The sequence below is a fragment of the Endozoicomonas sp. ISHI1 genome, assembly GCF_024606225.1.
In the GTDB taxonomy this organism is placed as follows: Bacteria; Pseudomonadota; Gammaproteobacteria; order Pseudomonadales; family Endozoicomonadaceae; genus Endozoicomonas_A.
Genome location: NZ_JAGRPU010000030.1, coordinates 53747 through 73622, shown reverse-complemented (window position 1 = coordinate 73622; position 19876 = coordinate 53747). Strand labels below are relative to the sequence as shown.

The following is a 19876-nucleotide window of genomic DNA, read 5'->3' as shown; positions in this document are numbered from 1 at the left end:
AGCGGGTTCGTTGGAACCTGTGACGAAGCAGGAACCACTGCGAAATCGTGAGAAAGTAGCAGCCTGGGCTAGGCGCCCCCATGGGAATCCCCCACTGATTTCTTGAATCAGTGGGGGAGGATGTCAAAGAGATCAGATCCTTACTTGTACGCTTTACTTTTTTGAGGACCAAGGCCATCCTCCTGCTGCGATTCAACGGGCTTGCGCTTTCGATGTCTTATTTTATGTTCCGTCAGGGCCTTGGCATTCTTGCACACCTTGCCGCATGGTCGCTGCTGGCCATCCTCTCCGACCACCCTCGCGTCACAGTTTTGTTGTCCGGTGTGGTATCTTCTTTTGTGATCTGAGAGGGCCTGAGGATTTTTGAAGACCCTCCCGCATGAGCGCTGCTGGCCATCTTCCCCGACCATTATTGCGAAGCAGCTTTGTTGCCCCCTGTGGACTTTTCTTATGTGGCCTGTCAGGGCATTGACATTCTTGCAGACCTTCCCGCACGATTGATGCAGACCATTCTCCCCGACCACAGTCACGTTACAGGTTCGTTGTCCGCTGTGATTTTTTCTTTTGTGATCCGAAAGGGCTTTGGCGCTGCTGCAAATCATCCCACATGTCTGCCGTTGGCCATCCTCTCCGGGCACGGTCACCACGTCACAGGTCCGTTGCCCAGTGTGGAGTTTTCTTTTGTGATAGATCAGAGCTTGAGCATTCTTGCAAACCATACCGCATAGCTGCTGCTGGCCATCCTCCCCGATCATTGTCGTGTCACAGGTTTGTTGCCCGGTGTGGTCTTTTCTTATGTGATATCGCAGGGATTGACCATTCTTCCAGACCATACCGCATCGCCGCAGCTGGCCATCCTCATCGATTACGGTCAGGTCACAGGTTTGTTGCACCATGTGGTTTCTTCTCTTGTGTTCCAACAAGGTTTTAGCATTGATGCAGATCATCCCGCATGGCCGCTGCCGGCCATCCTCCCCAATCACTTTTACTTGACAGGTTTTCGGCCCGCTGTGGTATATGCTCTTGTGAGCTGAAAGTACTCCGGCATTCTTGTAAACTTTCCCGCATGGCCGTGGCTGACCATCCTCCCCAATTTCTGCCACGTCGCAGGTTTGTTGCCCGCTGTGTTTTTTTCTTTTGTGACCCCTCAGGGCATCAGCATTCTTGCAGACCTCAGCGCATGGTCGCTGCCGGCCATCTTCCCCTACTACTGTCATGTCACAAATGTGTTGTTTAGTGTGGTATTCGCTTTTGTGATCGGACAGGGCTGCTATTGAACCTTCCCGGAAAAGATGAGCTTGACTCTGACCCGATTGGGATGGTTTATAGGTTTGTTGTTGTATTTCTGAATGGGGAAGCGAAAAGAAAAGCCCGCCTTCTTTGGAAAAATGATGCAGGTTGAGAGGCTCGGCAGGGGGCGCTGAATAGTGGGCTCCCGCACTCATTGGTTGTATCGTGTTTACAGGATAAAAATGACCTTCGCTATTGAAGTATTCTCCATCAGACAAATGGGGCCACAGGCTTTCTGTGTAATTCTGCGGCCATTCAGCGGGCCCTCTGTTATCGGATATTAGCCGTAATTGACAAAAGCCATGACAGGGATGGACGAAACAATTTAAACCCAAAGTATGAAGGAGTTGTTGAGGGCTCTCGCTACCGTCGTCAGAGTCAAAATGCAAGAGGCTGATGAAATTGCCTGTGTGGTGGCTGATGGCACCCGGGAGTTGCTGCCCCGATGATTCTGATGGCTGGCCTGATTGTTGGTCTTGTCCAGAACTAAACGTTACGATGAGGGTGGCAAACGGGTGATCCTGATTCGGTTCTTTTTGTTCGATTGGGCTAAACGACGTTGAATCAGGATTCCAGTAGCTTTCTGAAAACCGACCGAGAGCAACAAACATTTCCAGAGGGAACCATGAATATGAGGTGGCGCGCAGAGAGACGTCTCCGGTAGTCAGGATTGGTTCGTAACCCAGCAGGAGGGGGGTGGCGTGGAGCCATTGCCACGAAAACGACTTAAGAATGGTCGTTTTTGCCCGGTAACCGCCAGTTCCTGATGGTTTGTCATCAGGCAGCGAATCTGATTCTGCATAGTCGTTTGTATCGGCAATGTCTGATGGGTTGTCTGGCAATCTTTGCTGATCAGGCTTTGTAGATAAGCTTTGGTTTGGATAGCCTGTTTTCCCTTCAAATTCGACAGTAAAACGTCCTGTCCACGGTTCGGCCCGACAGACGACAAAAAACAACAATGGCAGCAACAATGTTACCGCAAAGAGTGAGTGTTTAATCATTCTATCCTTGCGTCCTGATATACAGAGAGGAAGGATAGATCAAGAAAATAAGTGTGTTTTTTGAAATCCCCGGGCCACTCAGGTAAAGCCGTTAAGCCTTAATGAAGGGGAGGGCAGATCAGATCGTTCTTATTTACTTTATTGAGGTTCTTTGTCATCGTACTGCTCCCTGTCAACGAGCTTGCGCTTTCGATGTCTTCTTTTGTGATCTTCCAGAGCTTGAATATTCTTGCAGACCTTCTGGCACGGCCGCTGCTGGCCATCCTTTCCGACCAATGTTATGGCACAGGTTTGTTGTCCGCTGTGGACTTTGCTTTTGTGATTCGAGAGGGCTTGAGCATCCTTGCAGAACTTGCCACATTGCTGCTGAAGGCCATCCTTCCCGACTAAAGTCACGTCACAGGCTTGTTGCCAGGTGTGGGCTTTTCTTTTGTGATCCGTCAGGGTTCTGGCGCTTTTGCAGATCTTCCCACATGGCCGCGGCTGGTTATCCTTGCCGACCACGGTTATGGCACAGGTTCTTTGTCCGCTGTGAGCTCTTCTTTTATGATCCGTCAGAGCTCTGGCACACTTCCAGATCGTTCCGCATGGCCGTGGCTGGCCATTCTCCCAGACTAAGGTTATGTCACAGGTTTGTTGCCCGGTGTGCTCTTTTCTTTTGTGTTCCCATAGGGCGTTAACATTCTTGCAGACCATTCCACATGGTCGCCCCTGGCCATCCTCTCCGGTCACTGTTACGTCACAGGTTCTTTGCCCGCTGTGGCATGAGCTTTTGTGAACCGAAAGAACCTCAATATTCTTGTAGACCCTACCGCATGACTGTTGCTGGCCATCCTTCCCGATCACAGTCACGTTACAGGTTTGTTGCCCGCTGTGGTATCTTCTTTTGTGGTCCGTCAAGCCTTTAAGGTTCTTGCAGACAGTCCCGCATGGCCTCTGCTGGCCATCCTCCCCGATTACTGTCCTGTTACATTTTTGTTGCCTGCGATGGAAGCTTCTTTTGTGATTCCCCAGAGCGCAAGCATTCCTAAAGACAATTCCGCATGGTCGCTGCTGGTCATCCTTCCCAACCACGGTCACGTTACAGGTTTTTTTCCCGGTGTGGTATTTGCTTTTGTGACATGACAGGGATTGAGCATTGCTGAAGGCCCTCCCGCATGGTTGCTGCTGACCATCTTTCCCGACCAATGTTATGTTGCATATTATATGTTTTTTGTCGTATATGTTTTTGTTATTCGGCTGCGCTTGTGTTGTGACTGTCCGGGAAAGATAAGGTTCGCTCTGAGCCAATCGGGATGACTCCGTGGCGTTTTGCTGCGTTTTTGAATGGGTAACGGGAATCCCGACTTCTTTGAGACTACCACCCAGATCGAGTGGCCTGCCAGTGGTCATCAAGTCATCAGCGTTGAAAGGCAAATTCCAGAGCATTAAAGCATCATCATTGAGTGGCTCGGCAAGATTGGTTGTATAGGTTGTTCCGGCACTCATCATGAGCGTAGCGTTAACGGTATCAGCATGAACTATGCAACTAAAGCACTGTCCATTGGCTAAATGGGGGCATGAGCTTTGATCATGTAGTGCTCCTGTGTGGCCTGTCGAACTTTCTACGAAGTTCAGCGACCATTCAGAGGGTGCTGTGTTATCGGATGATTTTCTGAGTTTACAAACGCCACGACAGGGATAGACAAAACAATTTAAACCCAAAGTATGCAGGTGTCGTTGAGGACCGCTGTTATCGTCGCCATAGTTAGTACTCAGGGAGCCAGTGAATGAGCCTATACAGTGGGTGGATGTTCCCGGGGCTTTTTGGCTGGATGATTCAGATGGCTGGTGTGGTTGTTTATGGCCTGAGCCAAGCATTGTAGTGATGGCCGCAGACGGGTGATCCTGTCCCACCTCTTGTTGTTCAGTGAGGGTAAAAAGCGGTGAATCAGAGTTCCAATAGTTTTTTAAAAGCCAACTGACAGCGACAAACACTTCTACAGGCAACCCGGGATAAGGAGTGGAGCTTACGGGGGTATGTTTGGTGTTCAGGATCAGTTCGTAATCAACCAGCAGGGTGGAGGCATAAAGCAATTGCCACGAAATCGACTCAATAAGGGCGGGAGGGACACTGTAACAGCCATGTATCTTTTGTTTGTTATCAGCTAGAAAATCTGAACTTGCATAACTGTTTGTTTCGGCAATGTTCGACGGATTATCCGAACGTCTGAGATGGTCAAGCTTTATACGAAAGCTCTGGTTTGGAAAAACTGCATTTCGTCCAAATTCGACAATACAGCATTCTGTCAAAGGTTGAGCTTGACAGGCGACAGGCAGTGTCAGTACCAGCATTGCAGACAAGAGTGAGCGTTTAATAATTCTACACATGCATTCTAGTTGGTAGAGAGGAAGGATAGACCAAACAATAAGAGAGTTTTTCTGTCAGAAACCTTCTGTTAAAAACCAAAGCTTTGCACAGGGCAAAAAAATACCAAAGGCTGTGCCCATCTGCTTTTTTTTCTGGCATTAACCACCGTCAGTTAATGACTGAAGTTTTGCCAAGTCCATTTAAACGAGCAATGTCTTTTGGTAGTCCTGAGTCGTTCTGGAAAAACCGCCTAACCTTCATAAAAGGGTGGGCGTCAGATGAATCGCTACTTATTCACTTGGCCTTTCTGAGGTTGGATTACCCGGGGTCTCATCCACGGGCTTGCGCTTTCGATGACTTCTTTTGTGTGCCGAAAGGTTTTTAGAGCTCTTGAAGAGTTTTCCGCATGGTCGCAGCTGGCCATCCTCTCCGACCACGGCTGAGTCACAGGTTTTTTGCTCGCTGTGATGCACTCTCTTGTGGTCCGACAGAGATTGGCCATTCATGAAGACTTTCCCACATGGCTGCGGCCGGCCATCCTCCGCGATCAGGGTCATGTCGCAGGTTTTTTGTCCACTATGATATAGGTTTTTGTGACTCGCCAGAGTTTGAGCATTCTTGCAGATTCTTCCGCATGGCCGCGGTTGACCATCCCACCCGATCATGGTCACGAAACAGGTTTTTTGCCTGGTGTGTTTTCCGCTTTTGTGACTCGACAGGGCTGCAGCATTCTTGTAAATCTTCCCGCATGGCCGAGGCTGACCATCCTCCCCGGTCACTATCACCTCACAGGATCGTTCTCCGGTGTGTGCTCTGACTTTGTGAGACGAAAGTGCCTGACTATTCTGGCAGACCTTCCCGCATGGCCGCTGCTGGCCACCTTCCCCAACCACTGTTGTTTCACAGGTTCTTTGCCCGGAGTGATAGTTGTATTTGTGAGCTGACAGTATTTTGTGATTCTTGCAGACTTTTCCACATGGCCGCGACTGGCCGTCATCACCGACCACGGTTTCGTAGCAGGTAAGGTACCCGGAGTGATCCCTGATTCTGTGATCCGGGAGGGGCTTTGCTGTGCCCGCTTGTGAAGGGTGAAGTTGTCGCTGGCCCAATTGAGGTGATTCGGAAGTTGTTTGTTGTGTTTCTGAGGTTCCCATTAAGGAAAAGGGGGGGAGAGGCATTAAGGAGAGCTCGATTTCTTCGGGATACCTGCATGGATCGGCTGGCTCATTAATGAACCCAAAATCATCAGTGTTGTTGAAAGGCAAGTTCCGGAACGCTGGCGGGCAATGATTGAGTGGCCCGGAAGGGGCAATTGTATGCGCGGCCCCTGCACTTATCGAGCCTGTACAGTTTAAGTTATTGGACGGGTCACGATTAATATCATGAGGATGTGGTCCAGACAGTTGGTCGTGATGGTATGGGGGAGCACTTTCAAAAAAATCATCCAATATTTTGGAAATCCAATATTCTTCGGGCTGTTCAGCTTTTAAAGGGCCAGCATGGCCTATGCAATCATAGCTTGGTCCATTCGTGAAATGAGTGTACGAGTGTTCTATGCTATCCGGAGACCATTCAGCCGACCCTGATCCGTCGTATGGTGGTCCAAATTGACAAGCGCCATGACAGGGATGGACAAAACAATTTAAACCTAAAGTATGTGAGTGCTGTAGAGGGCTGCCGCCGCCGGAGCCAGAATAGCCGCCGAAGCCAGAATAAAAGAGGTTGGTGAAAGAGCGCCTGTGGCAAGTGGTGGTTTGCGTGGTTCTCTGGCCGGATGATTCTGATGGCTCGTGTTGTTGGTTATCTCCTGAACCCGTCATCATTGTGATAGTTGTTAATGGGAAATCCCTCTGTTTCAGCATAGATGTTGCCTCTTGATGTTCAATCAGGTTAAACAGCGGTGAATCGGAGTTCCGGTAACTTCTTAAAAACCAGCCGACAGCAACAACCGCTTCTACAGGTACCCATGAGTAGGGAGCCGGGAATAGAGGGACATCTTTGGTTTTCAGGATCAGTTCGTAACCAGCCAGCAGCTGAGTGACGTAAAGCCATTGCCACGAAATCGACACAATAATAGTCGTTCTTGCCTTGTTTCCACCCGTACTATGGCGTTTGTCATCGGGCGTTGAATCTAATTCTGCGTAGTCTTCTGTGTGGGTAATGTCTGACGGGTTATCTGGTAGTACACGCAGGTCACGTTTTATAGAAAAGCTCTGGTTTGTTTGTTCAAGCTCGATAATAAAAGGTTCTGTCAATGATTCGGCCATACAGGCGACAGACAACAACTGCAGAGACAACAATAGCAATAACACTAGCAACAACAGTAGTGTCGCAAAGAGAAGGCGTTTAATGATTTTATCCCTGTATTCTTGTTGACAGAGAGGAAGGATAGACCAAGAAAATAAGAGCGTTTTTTTCTGGAAACCCATCGAAGCGCTGATAAATCCCTGGTTGGGCCCGGACATATTCACTTTACATTCTCAAGGTTAAAGGTCATCGTCCTGATCTGTATGATCAGGCTTGCGTTCCCGATGTGTTTTTTTGTGCTCCGACGAGGTTTTGGCACCCCAACAGACCATCCCGCATCGACGCGGCTGGCCATTCTTCCAGAACACGATCGTTTTACAGGTTCGTTGCCCTGGGTGGTATTTGGTTTTGTGAGAGGATAGAGATTGAGCATTCTTGAAGATTTTCCCGCATGACCGCGTCTGGCCATTCTTCGCGATCACGACCCGGTCACAGGTTTGTTTCCCGCTGTGCTCTTTTCTTTTGTGATCCGTCAGAATTCTGGCATTCTCGCAAAGCAGCCCGCATCGCTGCTGCTTGCCATACTTCCCGATCACGGTTAAGTCACAGATTTTTTGCCCGGTGTGATATCTACTCTTGTGAGATGAAAGTGATTGAGGGTTCCTGCAGCGCACCCCGCATGGCTGCCGGCCTTCCCTCCCGACTACGGTTACATCACAGACGCTTTCTCTGGTGTTGTTTTTGTGCTCCGACAGAGTTTCTGATGCACTTGTCTGGAAAAGAGAAGGTTGGCACTGATCTGATTGATGTGACTCAGTGGTTATTGATTGTGTTTCTGAAGTTTTCACTGAGGTGAGTGTGTTTATTGGCGTAGGGGAAAAACCCGCTTCTTCGAGAAGACTACATGAATCGAGTGGCCCATGAATGAACTCAAAACCATTGGCGGTGGAAAACGTATTCTCCGGCGTACTGGCGACCCCGCCTGCGGCGAACTCGTCTATATAATTGCAGCTATTGGCCGGATTTCCAGTACTGTCATCCGGCTCTGACTCAAATAGTTGGTCGTAATGGTACGGGAATTGTTCGTCAGTGAGTTCACTCAATAATGCAAACAGTGATTTTTCCCGGGACTGTGAAGCTTTTGCAGGATCAAAATGGCTTACGCAATTAAAGCAATGTTCATCGGCTAAATGGGGGCATGAGCTTTGTCCGGGAGTTCCTGACTGAGCGGTTTCTATTTCTGGCATCGACTCTGGAGTTTTTATCGAAGCATCAGACCGCTCACAGTGCAGTTCAGCAGACTCTCCGCTACCGGATGGTGGTCGGAAACTACAAACACCATGACAGGGATGGACAAAACAATCTAAACCCAAAGTATGCAGGTTTGGTTGAGGGCCTTCGTTGCCGTCATCAGGGTCAGAATACAAGAGACGAGTGAAATAGCCTATAGGGCGGTAGGTGGCTTCCGGGGCCTGCTGCCCCGATGATTCTGGTAACTGGTATTGTGGTTGGCCTTGTTCAGGGGCTGGCATAGTAGCGATGACCTCCAACGGGTGATTCTGGCTCGCCCCCTGTTGTTGAATCAGGTTGAGTCGTTCAATCGAGTCAAATAGCGGTGAATCGGGTTTCCAATCGCTTTTCAAAAGCCAACCGATAGCGACAACCACTCCTATGGGAAGCCATGGATATGGGGTTGTGCCCAGAGGGGCGTCTCTGGTAGTCAGGATCAGTTGGTAACCAATCAGCAGGTGAGTGACTTGAAGCCATTGCCACGAAACCGATTCAATAAGGGGTGTTTTTGTGTTGCAACCACAAGATCTTTTTCGTTTGTTGTCTGGTGGCGAATCTAATCCTGCATAACCGTTTGTGTCGGCAATATATGATGGACTGTCTGACAGTGTATGCCGGTCTCGCTTTATAGAAAAGCTTTGGTTTGGAGACCCCGTTTTCTGTTCGAACTCGTCAAGAAAGCGTTCTGTAAATAGTTCGGCCTGACAGACAACAGATGACGCAAGTAGTGACAACAGTAGCAACAACATCGAAGTCGAAAAGAGGGAAAGTTTAATAATTCTATCCTTGCCTTCTGGTTGACAGGGAGTAAGGATAGACCAAGAAAATAAGGGCGTTTTCTTTCAAAAACCAATGAAGTGTTGCTGCACTATTTAAACGATCGTTGTCTTTTGGGAGGGAGATCTCATGAAAGGGCCGGTGTCAGATCAGTCGTTTCTTATTCACTCTTCCTTCTTGAGGACTGGAGTTATCGTTCCGGTCCAAATCACTGGACTTGCGTTTTCGATGTGCTCTTTTGCGATCCCATAGGACTTGTGCATCAATGCACTGCTTTCTGCATGGCCGCGGCTGATCATCTTTCCCGACCAAGGTCACGTCACAGGTTTGTTGCCCGCGGTGGTCGCTGCTTTTGTGATCTGTCAGGGCCCTGGCATTCTTACAGATCTTCCCGTATGGTCGCTGCTGAGCCTTTTCCCCAGCTAAGGTTATGTTACAGGTTTTTTGCTTACTGTGGTCTCTTGTTTTGTGATTGTAGAGGGCTTGAACACCCTTGCAGACCTTTCCGCATGATCGCTGCCGACCATCCTCCCCGACCACGGTTACTTGGCAGGTCCGTTGCCCGCTGTGGACGTTTCTTTTGTGGTTCGACAGGGACTTAGCACTTTTACAGACCGTTCCGCATGGCCGCAGCTGGCCGTATTCCCCGACCACGGCTACGTCACAGGTTCGTTGCCCGCTGTGGACATTCCTTTTGTGATTAATCAGGTCTCCATTATTTTGGCATAGTTTCCCGCATGGTTGCTGCTGACCATCCTCTCCGACCACGTTCACGTCACAGGCTTTTTGCCTGCTGTGGATTCTGGTTTTGTGATTTGATAAAGCTTTAGCATTTTTGCAGGTTGTCCTGCATGGTCGCTGTTGGCCATCCTTCCCGATCACGGTTACGCCACAGGTTTGTTGCCCGCTGTGTTCATTTCTTTTGTGATCCGTCAAGACTTGACCATTCCTGCAGATCTTTCCGCATGGTCGCGGCTTGCCATCCTCGCCGATCACTGACACTTCACAGGTTTTTTGTCCGGTATGGTATCTGCTTTTGTGAACCGAAAGGATTTGAGCACTCCTGCAGATCTTTCCGCATGGTCGCGGCTGTCCATCCTCCCAAATCACTATCACTTTACAGGTTTTTTGCCCGTTAGCATCAGTTGTAAAGGGGTCTCCTGTTCTCATTGATTCTGAGGGAACCCTGTCTACAGAGTGGCAGCTATTGTCTCTGTTCACGTTAATGCCGTATGGTTGTGGCTCAGATACTTCTCTGGAATTGCATTGAAATTGAATATCAGGGAGATCCAGCGATGGGTATGGTTGGGAGCGTGCATTGAGTAAAGGAGCATAATGACCCATGCAACTAAAACAGTATCCACTGGCCAAATGCGGGCATGAACTCTGCCCGTAATTCAGTGGCCATTCAGCGGGTTCATTGCTATCGAATGATAGTCGGAAACTACAAACGCCATGACAGGGATGCACGAAACAATTAATATCCAAAGTATGTTGGTGTGGTAGAGGGCCGCTATTATCGCCGCCAGAGCCAAAATCCGGGGGACTGGTGAAAGAGACGGTAAGGTGACTGTTGGCTTTTGGAGCTTCCCGATCGGATGATTCTGATGGTTGGCCTGATGCTCGGGCTTGTCCAGAGCCAGGCATTAGAATAATGCCCGCAAATGGTTGATTCTGACTCATCTCTTGTCGATCAGTCAGGCTAAGTTGTTCAGTGGGGTTAAACAGTGGTGAATCGGAGTTCCAATAGTTTTTCAGAAGCCAACTGACAGTGACAACCGCCTGGAGAGGTACCCATGAATAAGGAGTGGCGCATAGTGGGCCATCTCTGGGGGGCAGAATCAGTTCGTAAGCAAACAGCAGGTCAGTGGCGCAAAGCCACTGCCACGAAATTGATTCAATAGGGGGCGTTTTTGTCCTGTAATCGCAAGCTCTCTGTCGTTTGTCATCAGTTGGCGAACCTGATTCTGAATAGCCGTTTGTGTCGGTAATATCTGATGCTCTGTCTGACAGTGTATAGCGGCCATACTTTATAGAAAAACTCTGGTTTGGAGAAGTTGTTTTCTGTTCAGGCATGACAATATAACGTTCTGTCAACACTTCGGCCTGGCAGATGACGGACAACAGGAGCAGCAGAGGTGTCACAAAGGGTGAATGTTTAATAATTCTATCCTTGCATTCTGGTGACTAGAGAGGAGGGATAGATCAGGATAATAAGTCTATTTTTCGTGTAAAACCCACTGAATAGCCGTAGCATCTCTTTAGGTTAACATTGTCTTTTGATTACCCCTTATCGCTCCGCAAAAAATTGCTAACCCCTCCTGAAATAACGGGTGTCTGATCAGATCGTTACTTATTCACTTTACTTTTTTGAGGACTCAAATCATCGTCTCGATTTTTATCAACAGGCTTACGCTTTCGGTGTCTTCTTTTGTGCTGAGAAAGGTCTTTAGCATTCTTGCAGAGTTTTCCGCATGGTTGCTGCTGGCCATCCTCCCCGATCACTCTGAGATCACAGTTTTTTTGCCCGCTGTGGAATGCCCTTTTGTGAACCGACAGGGCCCCGGCATCCTTGCAGATTGAACCGCATGGCCTCGACTGACCATCCTCTCCAATCACTGCTGCGTCACAGGTTTTTTGCCCAGTGTGGTATATGCTTTTGTGACTCGACAGGGATCCGGCATTCTTGAAGACCTTGCCGCATGGCCTCGGTTGGCCATCCCCCCCGATCACTGTTAAATCACAGCTTTTTTTCCCAGTGTGGTATGAGCTTTTGTGACCCGACAAGGCTCCGGGATTCCTGCAGATTGTCCCACATGGTCGCTGTTGGCCATCCTCTCCGAATACGATTACATCACAGGTTTTTGGCCCGCAGTGTGCCCTGCTTTTGTGATCCGACAGAGCTTTGGCATTTTTGCAGACCTTTCGGCATGGCTGAGGCTGGCCATTATCACCGATCATTACCTCGCCACAGATTTTTGGCTCGCAGTGGTATCGGTTTTTGTGAACCGTGAATAAACGAGTATTCCTGAAGATCTTACCGCATGGTCGCTGGTGACCATCCTCCCCGACCACTGTCATGTCACAGGTTTTTTGCCAGGTAGCTTCAGCTGTAGAGGCTGCCCCTGCAGTCACTGAGTATGAGGTGACCCCGGATAAGGCGACCCCGTCTAGGGCGACCGCGACCCCGTCCAAGAATAGTTGGCCAGACCATTGGCGCTGATTGACAGGCGGGCCATCCATTGTTTTGGAGAGCGAAGTGTTTACAAAATCAAAGTTATCTATGCAGCTAATGCAGTGGCCATATGCCAAGTGGGGGCATGAGCTTTCTAAGGAATTCAGAGGCCATTCAGCAAACTCTCTGCTACCAGATGATAGTCGTAAACTGCAAACGCCATTACAGGGATGGACGAAACAATCCAAACCCAAAGTATGCTGGTGTTGTTGAGAGCCTCTATTACCGCCGACAGAGCCACAATACAGGGAGCTAGTGAAAGAGCTTGTAGGTTGGGGCGGCGCTTGTGGGACTTGCTGCCCCGATGATTCAGATGGCTGGCCTTGTTTTTGGACATGTCCGGGGCTGTGCATCATAGCGGTGATCGCAAACGGGTGATCCTGACTCGCCATCTGCCGTTTCATCGGGTCAAACAACAGTGAATCGGGATTCCAATAGCTCTTTAAAAGCCAACGTAAAACGACAACAACTTTTACAGGTACCCATGAACAGGGGCTGTAGCATAGAGTGGCGTCGCTGGTGGTCAGGATCAGTTTGTAATCAACCAGCAGACGAGAGGCATAAAGCCATTGCCACGCAATCGATTCAATCAGGGTCGATTTTATCCCATAACAGCTGGGTCTCTGTGGTTTGTCATCAGGCAGTGAATCTGATCCTTCATAGCCGTTTGTATTGATAATATCTGGCGGTTTGTCCGGCGGTGCATGCTGGTCAGTCTCTATAGAAAAGCTGCGGTTTGTCAGGCCTCTCTTCAGTCCAGGCTCAACAATATAATGTCTTCTCAACTGATGAGCTTCGCAGGTGGCAGACAACAACGTTAGCACTAACAGCAGTGTCGCAAAGGGTGGTTGTTTAATAATAGTGTTCTTGCATTCTGGTGGGTAGAGAGGAAGAATAGATCAAGATAATAAGTGTGTTTTATTATAAAAAAACCAATGAAACGCTGCTGCATACTTTAGAAAAACATTGTCTTTTGATGGTCACTTATCGATCCGGCAAAATCGCAAACCTTCATTAAAAAGCGAGTGTCTGATCAGATCGTTACTTATTTACTTTACCTTTTTTAGGGCTGAAGTTATCGTCTTTATTCAAATCATCAGGCTTGCGTTTTCGATGTCTTATTTTGTGCTTCATCAGGGCATGTATACTGTTGAACACCTTCCCGCATGATTGCTGCTGGCCATCCTTCCCAACTACTTTCAGGTCACAGGTTTGTTTTCCGGTGTGGTATATTCTTCTGTGATTTGCCAGGATTTTAGCATTAATGCAGACCATGCCGCATGGTCTCTGCAGGCCATCCTCTCCGATCAGTATTCTGTCACAGGTTTGCTCTCCGGTGTGATCTTTTCTTTTGTGACCCGACAGGGCTTTAGCATTAATGCAGACTTTGCCGCATAGTCGCTGCAGTCCATCGGCTCCGGTCAGTGTTCTGTCACAGGTTCTTTGCCCAGTGTGATATGCGCTTTTGTGGACCGACAGGGCTCCAGCATTCTTACAAACCGACTCGCATGGCCTTGGCTGGCCATCGTCACCGATCACGGTTACCTTGCAGGTTCGTTGCTCGCTGTGGACTTTGTTTTTGTGGGATGCCAGGGATCGAGCATTCTTACAGAACTTCCCACATGGCCGTGACTGGCCATCTTCGCCGTTCACTGTCACGTCACAGGTCGTTTGCTCGGTGTTGTTTTTGTTTTTGTTTTTGTGATCCGGCAGAGTCGGTAATGTGCCTGTCTGGGAAAGATGAGAATAGCTCTGACCTGATTGAGGTGACTCAGTGGTTGTTTGTTGTGTTTCTGAGGTTTCCACCAGGGGAAGAGTGTCTGTGGATACAAGCGAGAACCCGGCTTCTTCGAGAAGACCGCATGGATCGAGTGTCTCATAAATGAACTCAAAATTATCAGCGGTGGAAGACAATTTCTCGAGCGTGTCAGTGGCCACTGCAGCCACTGAGATTGAGGCGTCCCCCCCTGTAAGGTTGCCGCTATTGGTCAGGTTCCCACTGTGGTCATCCGGCTGTGGCTTCAATGGTTGATCGTAATAGAATGATAATTGTTTGTCATTGAGTTCACTCAATAGTGCGAAAAGCGATTTTTCCTGAGACTGTGTAGCGTTTTCAGGCTCAAAATGGAATATGCAGCTAAGGCATTGCTCATCGTTCGAATGGGGGCATGAGCTTGGTTCGGGTGTTGCCTCTATTGGTCGGAATTGACAAACGCCATGACAGGGATGAACGAAACAATTTAAACCCAAAGTATGTGATTGTTGTTGAGGGCCTCCGTTATCGCCGCCAAAGCCAGAATACGGGAGGCTCGTGAAAAAACTTGTAGAGTGGGTGGTGGCTTGTGGGGCTTGTCGCCCCGGTAATTCTGATGACTGGTGTGGTTGTTGGTTATTTCCAGAGCCCAACATCAGAGTAATGGCTGCAAACGCTTCCACAGATAGCTGCGAATAAAACTCAGAGCTTAAATAGTGGTCTCTGTTTTTCAGGATCGGTTCGTAACCCAACAGCAGTGAAGAGGCGCACAGCAAGTGCCACGAAATCGACTCAATAATGGTCGTTTTTACTCTGTAAACGCCGGGGCTTTGTGGTTTGTCATCAGTGGGGGAGTCTGAGCCTGCGTAACCGTTGTCATTGGCAATGACTGAAGGGTTGCCCGGCAATCCGGGCAGGTAATGCTTTAAAGAAAAGCTTTTGTCTGGAGAATCTGCACTCTCTTGAAGCTCGACAATAAAATGTTCTGTCAACAGCTGAGCCTGACTGGAGGCAGATAACGATAGCAGTAACGCAAAGAGTAAGTGTTTAATCATTGTATCCTTGCATTTTCTGATTTGAAGGGTGCAAGAATAGACCAAGAAAATAAGCGAATCTTTATGTTGAAGACCTTCTGCGAAAAATCTATTGAAACACTGTGCACTCGTCGGTGAGCAATGACAGCGTGATCTCTGGTCATCCGAGCAACAGATGAATGATTTCAGCCATCGCTTTAGACGAGCAGTGCCTTTGGATGAAAGGGTGGGTATTGATCGCTATTTATCCTTCTTATCTTCACTTTGTGATTGATGCGCTTTCTGTTTGTGAGATCTCAAGTCTTCAGCACGACTAAAGATCCTTAAGCATGGTTGCTGCTTGCCATCCTTTGAGACAACTATCTCCATACATCTTCTTCCAATGCAGTGGAAGTCTCTTTTGTGACGTTCCAGCACGAGAGCATTACTGAAAACTCTATGGCACGGTGGGCCAGAGACCCCGTACCCGAGTGGTTCGTCACAGATTTTTTGCCCGCTGTGGTCTCTTTTTTTGTGAAGCTCCAGTTCTCTTTCACTCATGCAGGCCTTTTTGCATGGCCGACGCTGGCCATACTTCTCCCTCACTGTCTCGTCACAGGTTATTTTCTGGTTGGGCTTTCTTCTTTTTTGCATCGACATGGCTCGATAATACTCCCTGCAGGCTATCCCGTATGACTGCATCTGGCTGTCCTTCCCGACCACTGTTGCGAAACAAGTTGCCTGTCCAGTTTGGTATTTGTTTTCATTATACGACTGTGTTTTCTCTGTGCCTGAATGCATCTGATCGTCCTTCCTGACTATTTTTGCGAAACAAGTTGCCTGCCCAGTTTGGTATTTTTTTTCACTATACGACGGTGCTTTCTCAGCGCCTGACGAGGAAAGGTGAACAGTGCTGTGTTTTTGTTGGTCTGCTCTGCTGTGCTGGTCATTTGCATGGTGATCAGGAGCATGGCTTATGAAAGTGAACTGGTCTCCACTGTCCAAATTGGGCATAGAACTTTGCTCGGGTGTTGCCTGTGATTGTCGTAATTTACAAGCACCATGACAGTTATCTACGAAACAATTTAAACCCAAAGTATGTTGCTGTTGTTCAGGGTGTCCGTTACCGTCGTCAGAGTCAGAATGCTGGAGGCTAGTGATAGTGCCTGTATGTTGGGTGGTTGTCCCTGAGCCTTGCTGGCCGGATGATTTTCGTGGCTGGCCTTGTTGTGAGCCATGTCCGGGGCTAAGCATCATGGTAGTGATCGCAAACGGGTGTTGTCCGCTCGGGTTAAACATCGGTGAATCGGGGTTCCAGTAGCTTTTCAAAAGCAAACCGACAGCGGCAAATGCTTCCATAGGTAACCACGAACAAGGGTTAGCACTTGGGTGGCCGTCTCTGGTTTTCAGGATCAGTTCATAACCCACCAGCAGACCAGTGGCGTAGAGCAATTGCCACGAAAGCGATTCAATAGTGGATATCCTTACTCCGAAAACGCCGGATCGGTGTGGGTTGTCATCAGTGAGGGAATCGGATCCTCCATAGCCGTCGGTGTCGACAATGACTGAAGGCTCGCCCGACAATCTGCTCCGGTCATGCTTTATGGAGAAGCCTTTGTCCGGAGATCCTGTACTCTGCTGAAACTCGACAACATAATGTTCTGTCAACAGTTGAGCCCGACAGGTGACAAACAACGACAGCAACAGCAGCGCCGCAAAGAGTGAATGTTTAATCATTGTATCCTTGCACTTTCTAGTGTAAAGAGTGCAAGAATAGACCAAGAAATTAAGCGTATTTTTCTGCCAAAGATCTTTCTTTAGGCGAGTGGTGTCTTTTGATAGTCCGGGACCGCTTCGCTAAAACCGCACACTTCATCAAAGAAATTGTTGCAAAAGCGGTGGGCAAAGCTGAGCTACCCTTCCAAAAGGTTTTGAAAGAGTGGGTGTCAGATAAATCGCTGTTTATCCTCTTGCACTTCGATTACTCCGATTCACATGAACAGGTCTGGGTCTGTGGTACTCTCTAATATGCTCCGCCAAGTCTTGAACATACCAAAAGAGTCGCCCGCATGGTTGCTGCTGGCCATTCGCCCCTACCACGGTCTCTTCACAGATATGTTGTCTGGTGTGTTTTGAGCTTCTGTGAACCGACAGGGCTTTGGCATTTCTGAAGAGCCAACCGCAGGGTCGCTGCCGGCCATTCTCATCGATCTCTGGTATGTCACAGATTTGTGGCCTGCCGTGGTATTGACTTTTATGAGCCAGCAGAGCATTAGCGTTGTTGAAGACTGACCCGCATGAATGCGGCCGACCAGATAAATCGCGAAATTGTACGTCACAGGCTAATTGCCTGTTGTGGCTTCTTTTTCGGTAAGCCGGCAGGGCTCTTACCTTGCCTGCCTGAGAACAATGAGGTTTTCTGTGCGCCAATTGAGGCATTTCCGTTGTTTGTGTGGTTATTTGTTGTGTTTGTGAAGTCCCTGCTACCGAGGCTGACGCTAACTGGGTGAGCGAAAAGGAGAATCTGACTTCCGGGGAAGGGTAGCTCCGTTGATCGAAGTCTTCATCGGGTCTTGAGCTTTGTTCTGGTGTCGGTTGCGACTGTCGGAATTGACAAACGCCATTACAGTTATCTGCGTAACAGTTTAAACCGAAAGTATGTTGGCGTTGTTCAGGGTCTCGGTTACTGCCGCCAGAGTCAGAATGCCGATGGCTGATGATAGTGCCTGTCAGTTGGGTGGTTGAACCTGAAGCTTGCTGGCCGGATGAGTCTGATCGCTGAACTTGTTTTGAGTTATGTTCGGGGCTAAGCATCATAGTGTTGATCGCAAACGGGTAATCCTGATTCGCCTCTGGTTGTCCAATCGGGTTGAAAATAGGCGAGTCAGGGTTCCAATAGCTTGTTAAAAGCCAGCCGATGCTGATAAACACACCTGCAAACAGCCACGAATCAGTTTTGGCGCCCGGAGAGTGGTCACTGAAGGTCAGGGTCAGTTTGTAACCAACCAGCAGAGTGGCTGAATAGAGCAAATGCCATGAAATCGACTCAATAATGTCCGTTTTTACCCCATAACCGCCGAGTCCCAATGGTGGGTCATCTGCCAGAAAGCCTGACCGCGCATAGCCGTTTTTGTTGTTAATGCCTGAAGCATTGCCCGGTAATGTATGTCGGTCAGGCTTGATAGAAAAGATTTTGTCTGGAGAACCTCCATTCTGTTGAAGCTCGACAATATAGCGTTCAGTCAACAGTTGTGCCTGACAGGTGAAAGACAAAGGCAGAAGCAACAGCAGTACTGCAAAGAATGGTTGTTTTATCATTTACACGTTCTGGTTTGTGGAGCAGAAAGTGTAGACCAGGAAAGCACGAATGCTTTTTAAAGACCTTCTGTTGAAAACCAAAGGTAGAACATGGCAAGAAATCGTTGCAGAGCGGCCTGCCTTGTGCAGGGTGTATTTTGGTATGGGAGCCTGTGGTGTGCCCGGAACAGCCCCATAAATTGTGACTGCTTATCCGGGCGTCGTTTATTCAGCCATCAAAAGTATTGTTGAGCTTCTTCTCAACCATGACTTTCCTGAGCTTGGCGAAGCGTGGCAGACCATTGAGGTAAGGTGGGTATTCTTCACCTTCAATCAGAGGTTCAAGGTATTCCCGGCAGACCGGGGTAATGCCGAAGCCTTCAGCATCAATGAACTCCATGGGCATTTTCTTTTCGTAGTTAGCTACTTCTTCGAGCTGAACTTCACCGATAGACCATCGATAGGGCGCATTGGATTCACGGGTGATACAGGGCATTACGGCGTTCTTGCCAGTGACCGCCAGTTCAACGGCCGCTTTACCCACCGCATAAGCCTGCTCAACATCTACTCTTGAGGCAATATGTCTGGCTGAACGCTGCAGATAGTCTGCCACCGCATAGTGGTATTTGAATCCGTGTTCCCGCTTGATCATGGTGCACAGTGCAGGTGCCACCCCCCCGAGCTGGTGGTGGCCAAAAGAGTCAATGACCGTGGTCGAGGCCGAGACAAAGCTGCCATCTGCGTACTTGGCGCCTTCCGAGGCAACAATCACACAGTAACCTTCTTCATCCACGGTTTTCTTGACCTTGGCCAGAAACTTTTCTTTATCCAGTGGTGTTTCAGGGAACACAATAATGTGAGGAGGATCACCATTCTGACGGGCTGCCAGTCCGGCAGCCGCCGCCAGCCAGCCGGCATGGCGACCCATCACTTCCATGACAAAGACTTTCGTCGAGGTATCGCACATGGAGGCAATATCGTGGCTGGCTTCTTTGGTGGAAACCGCAAGGTATTTGGCGGCTGATCCAAATCCGGGGCAGTTGTCGGTTACCGCCAGGTCATTATCGATGGTTTTGGGAATGCCAATGCAAGTAATGGGGTAACCCATTTTTTCACTGAGCTGGGACACCTTCAGAGCAGTATCCATGGAGTCGTTACCACCGTTGTAAAAGAAGTAGCCGATATTGTGTGCCTGAAACACTTCAATCAGTCGGCGATATTCTGCTTCACTCTCTTCAAATGATTTGAGTTTGTAACGGCACGATCCAAATGCTCCACCGGGGGTCCGGTGAAGCGCTCCGATGGTTTCGTGGGATTCATAGCTGGTGTCGATCAGCTCTTCCCTCAGCGCTCCCAGAATACCGTTATAGCCCGCATAGACCTTACCAATTTGGTCCGGATAGCGACGTGCAGTCTCGATAACGGCGCAGGCACTGGCGTTGATAACCGCTGTTACGCCCCCTGACTGCGCATAAAATGCATGTTTGATTGACATCCTGAGTGGCTCTCGCTGAATAGTAATCTTGACTTTGTATGTTTCTGTTGTTCTAAGGTAAAGCGGGTTTCGCTCCGAATAATACTTAAAACAAGCCTGTTTGTCCGTTTATTTAGCGGAATTTTTTC

Annotated in this window: 10 protein-coding genes; all 10 read right to left on the bottom strand. The window is 48.8% G+C overall.

Annotated elements, in window-relative coordinates; genetic code table 11:
* Positions 1-140 precede the first annotated feature (140 nt).
* The 10 genes from KBW69_RS17635 to KBW69_RS17590 all read right to left on the bottom strand — a co-directional run bounded on the left by KBW69_RS17635 (position 141) and on the right by KBW69_RS17590 (position 19748).
* Positions 141-2291, bottom strand: coding sequence for a hypothetical protein (locus KBW69_RS17635; protein ID WP_257255383.1), 2151 nt, complete (start codon positions 2289-2291; stop codon positions 141-143).
* A gap of 138 nt (positions 2292-2429) precedes the next feature.
* On the bottom strand, positions 2430-4661 hold the full coding sequence (locus KBW69_RS17630) for a hypothetical protein (protein WP_257255384.1): 2232 nt from the start codon (positions 4659-4661) through the stop codon (positions 2430-2432).
* Between the two features lie 270 nt (positions 4662-4931).
* Positions 4932-7112: a hypothetical protein gene (locus tag KBW69_RS17625; RefSeq protein ID WP_257281704.1), complete on the bottom strand. Its 2181-nt coding sequence runs from the start codon at positions 7110-7112 to the stop codon at positions 4932-4934.
* Positions 7113-7127: 15 nt separating this feature from the next.
* Positions 7128-8927 carry a hypothetical protein gene (locus KBW69_RS17620; RefSeq protein WP_257281702.1) on the bottom strand — a complete coding sequence of 600 codons (1800 nt, stop codon included), beginning with the start codon at positions 8925-8927 and terminating at the stop codon, positions 7128-7130.
* A gap of 172 nt (positions 8928-9099) precedes the next feature.
* Positions 9100-11052, bottom strand: a complete 1953-nt coding sequence (locus KBW69_RS17615) for a hypothetical protein (RefSeq protein WP_257281701.1) — start codon at positions 11050-11052, stop codon at positions 9100-9102.
* Positions 11053-11304: 252 nt separating this feature from the next.
* Positions 11305-12975, bottom strand: coding sequence for a hypothetical protein (locus tag KBW69_RS17610; protein ID WP_257281700.1), 1671 nt, complete (start codon positions 12973-12975; stop codon positions 11305-11307).
* A 256-nt stretch (positions 12976-13231) separates the two neighbouring features.
* On the bottom strand, positions 13232-14998 hold the full coding sequence (locus KBW69_RS17605; protein WP_257255389.1) for a C2H2-type zinc finger protein: 1767 nt from the start codon (positions 14996-14998) through the stop codon (positions 13232-13234).
* A gap of 219 nt (positions 14999-15217) precedes the next feature.
* Positions 15218-16693: a hypothetical protein gene (locus tag KBW69_RS17600; RefSeq protein WP_257255390.1), complete on the bottom strand. Its 1476-nt coding sequence runs from the start codon at positions 16691-16693 to the stop codon at positions 15218-15220.
* Between the two features lie 225 nt (positions 16694-16918).
* Positions 16919-18274, bottom strand: coding sequence for a hypothetical protein (locus KBW69_RS17595; protein WP_257281699.1), 1356 nt, complete (start codon positions 18272-18274; stop codon positions 16919-16921).
* Positions 18275-18482: 208 nt separating this feature from the next.
* Complete coding sequence (locus KBW69_RS17590) at positions 18483-19748, bottom strand: 6-phosphofructokinase (protein ID WP_257255392.1); 1266 nt, start codon at positions 19746-19748, stop codon at positions 18483-18485.
* Between the last annotated feature and the right edge of the window lie 128 nt (positions 19749-19876).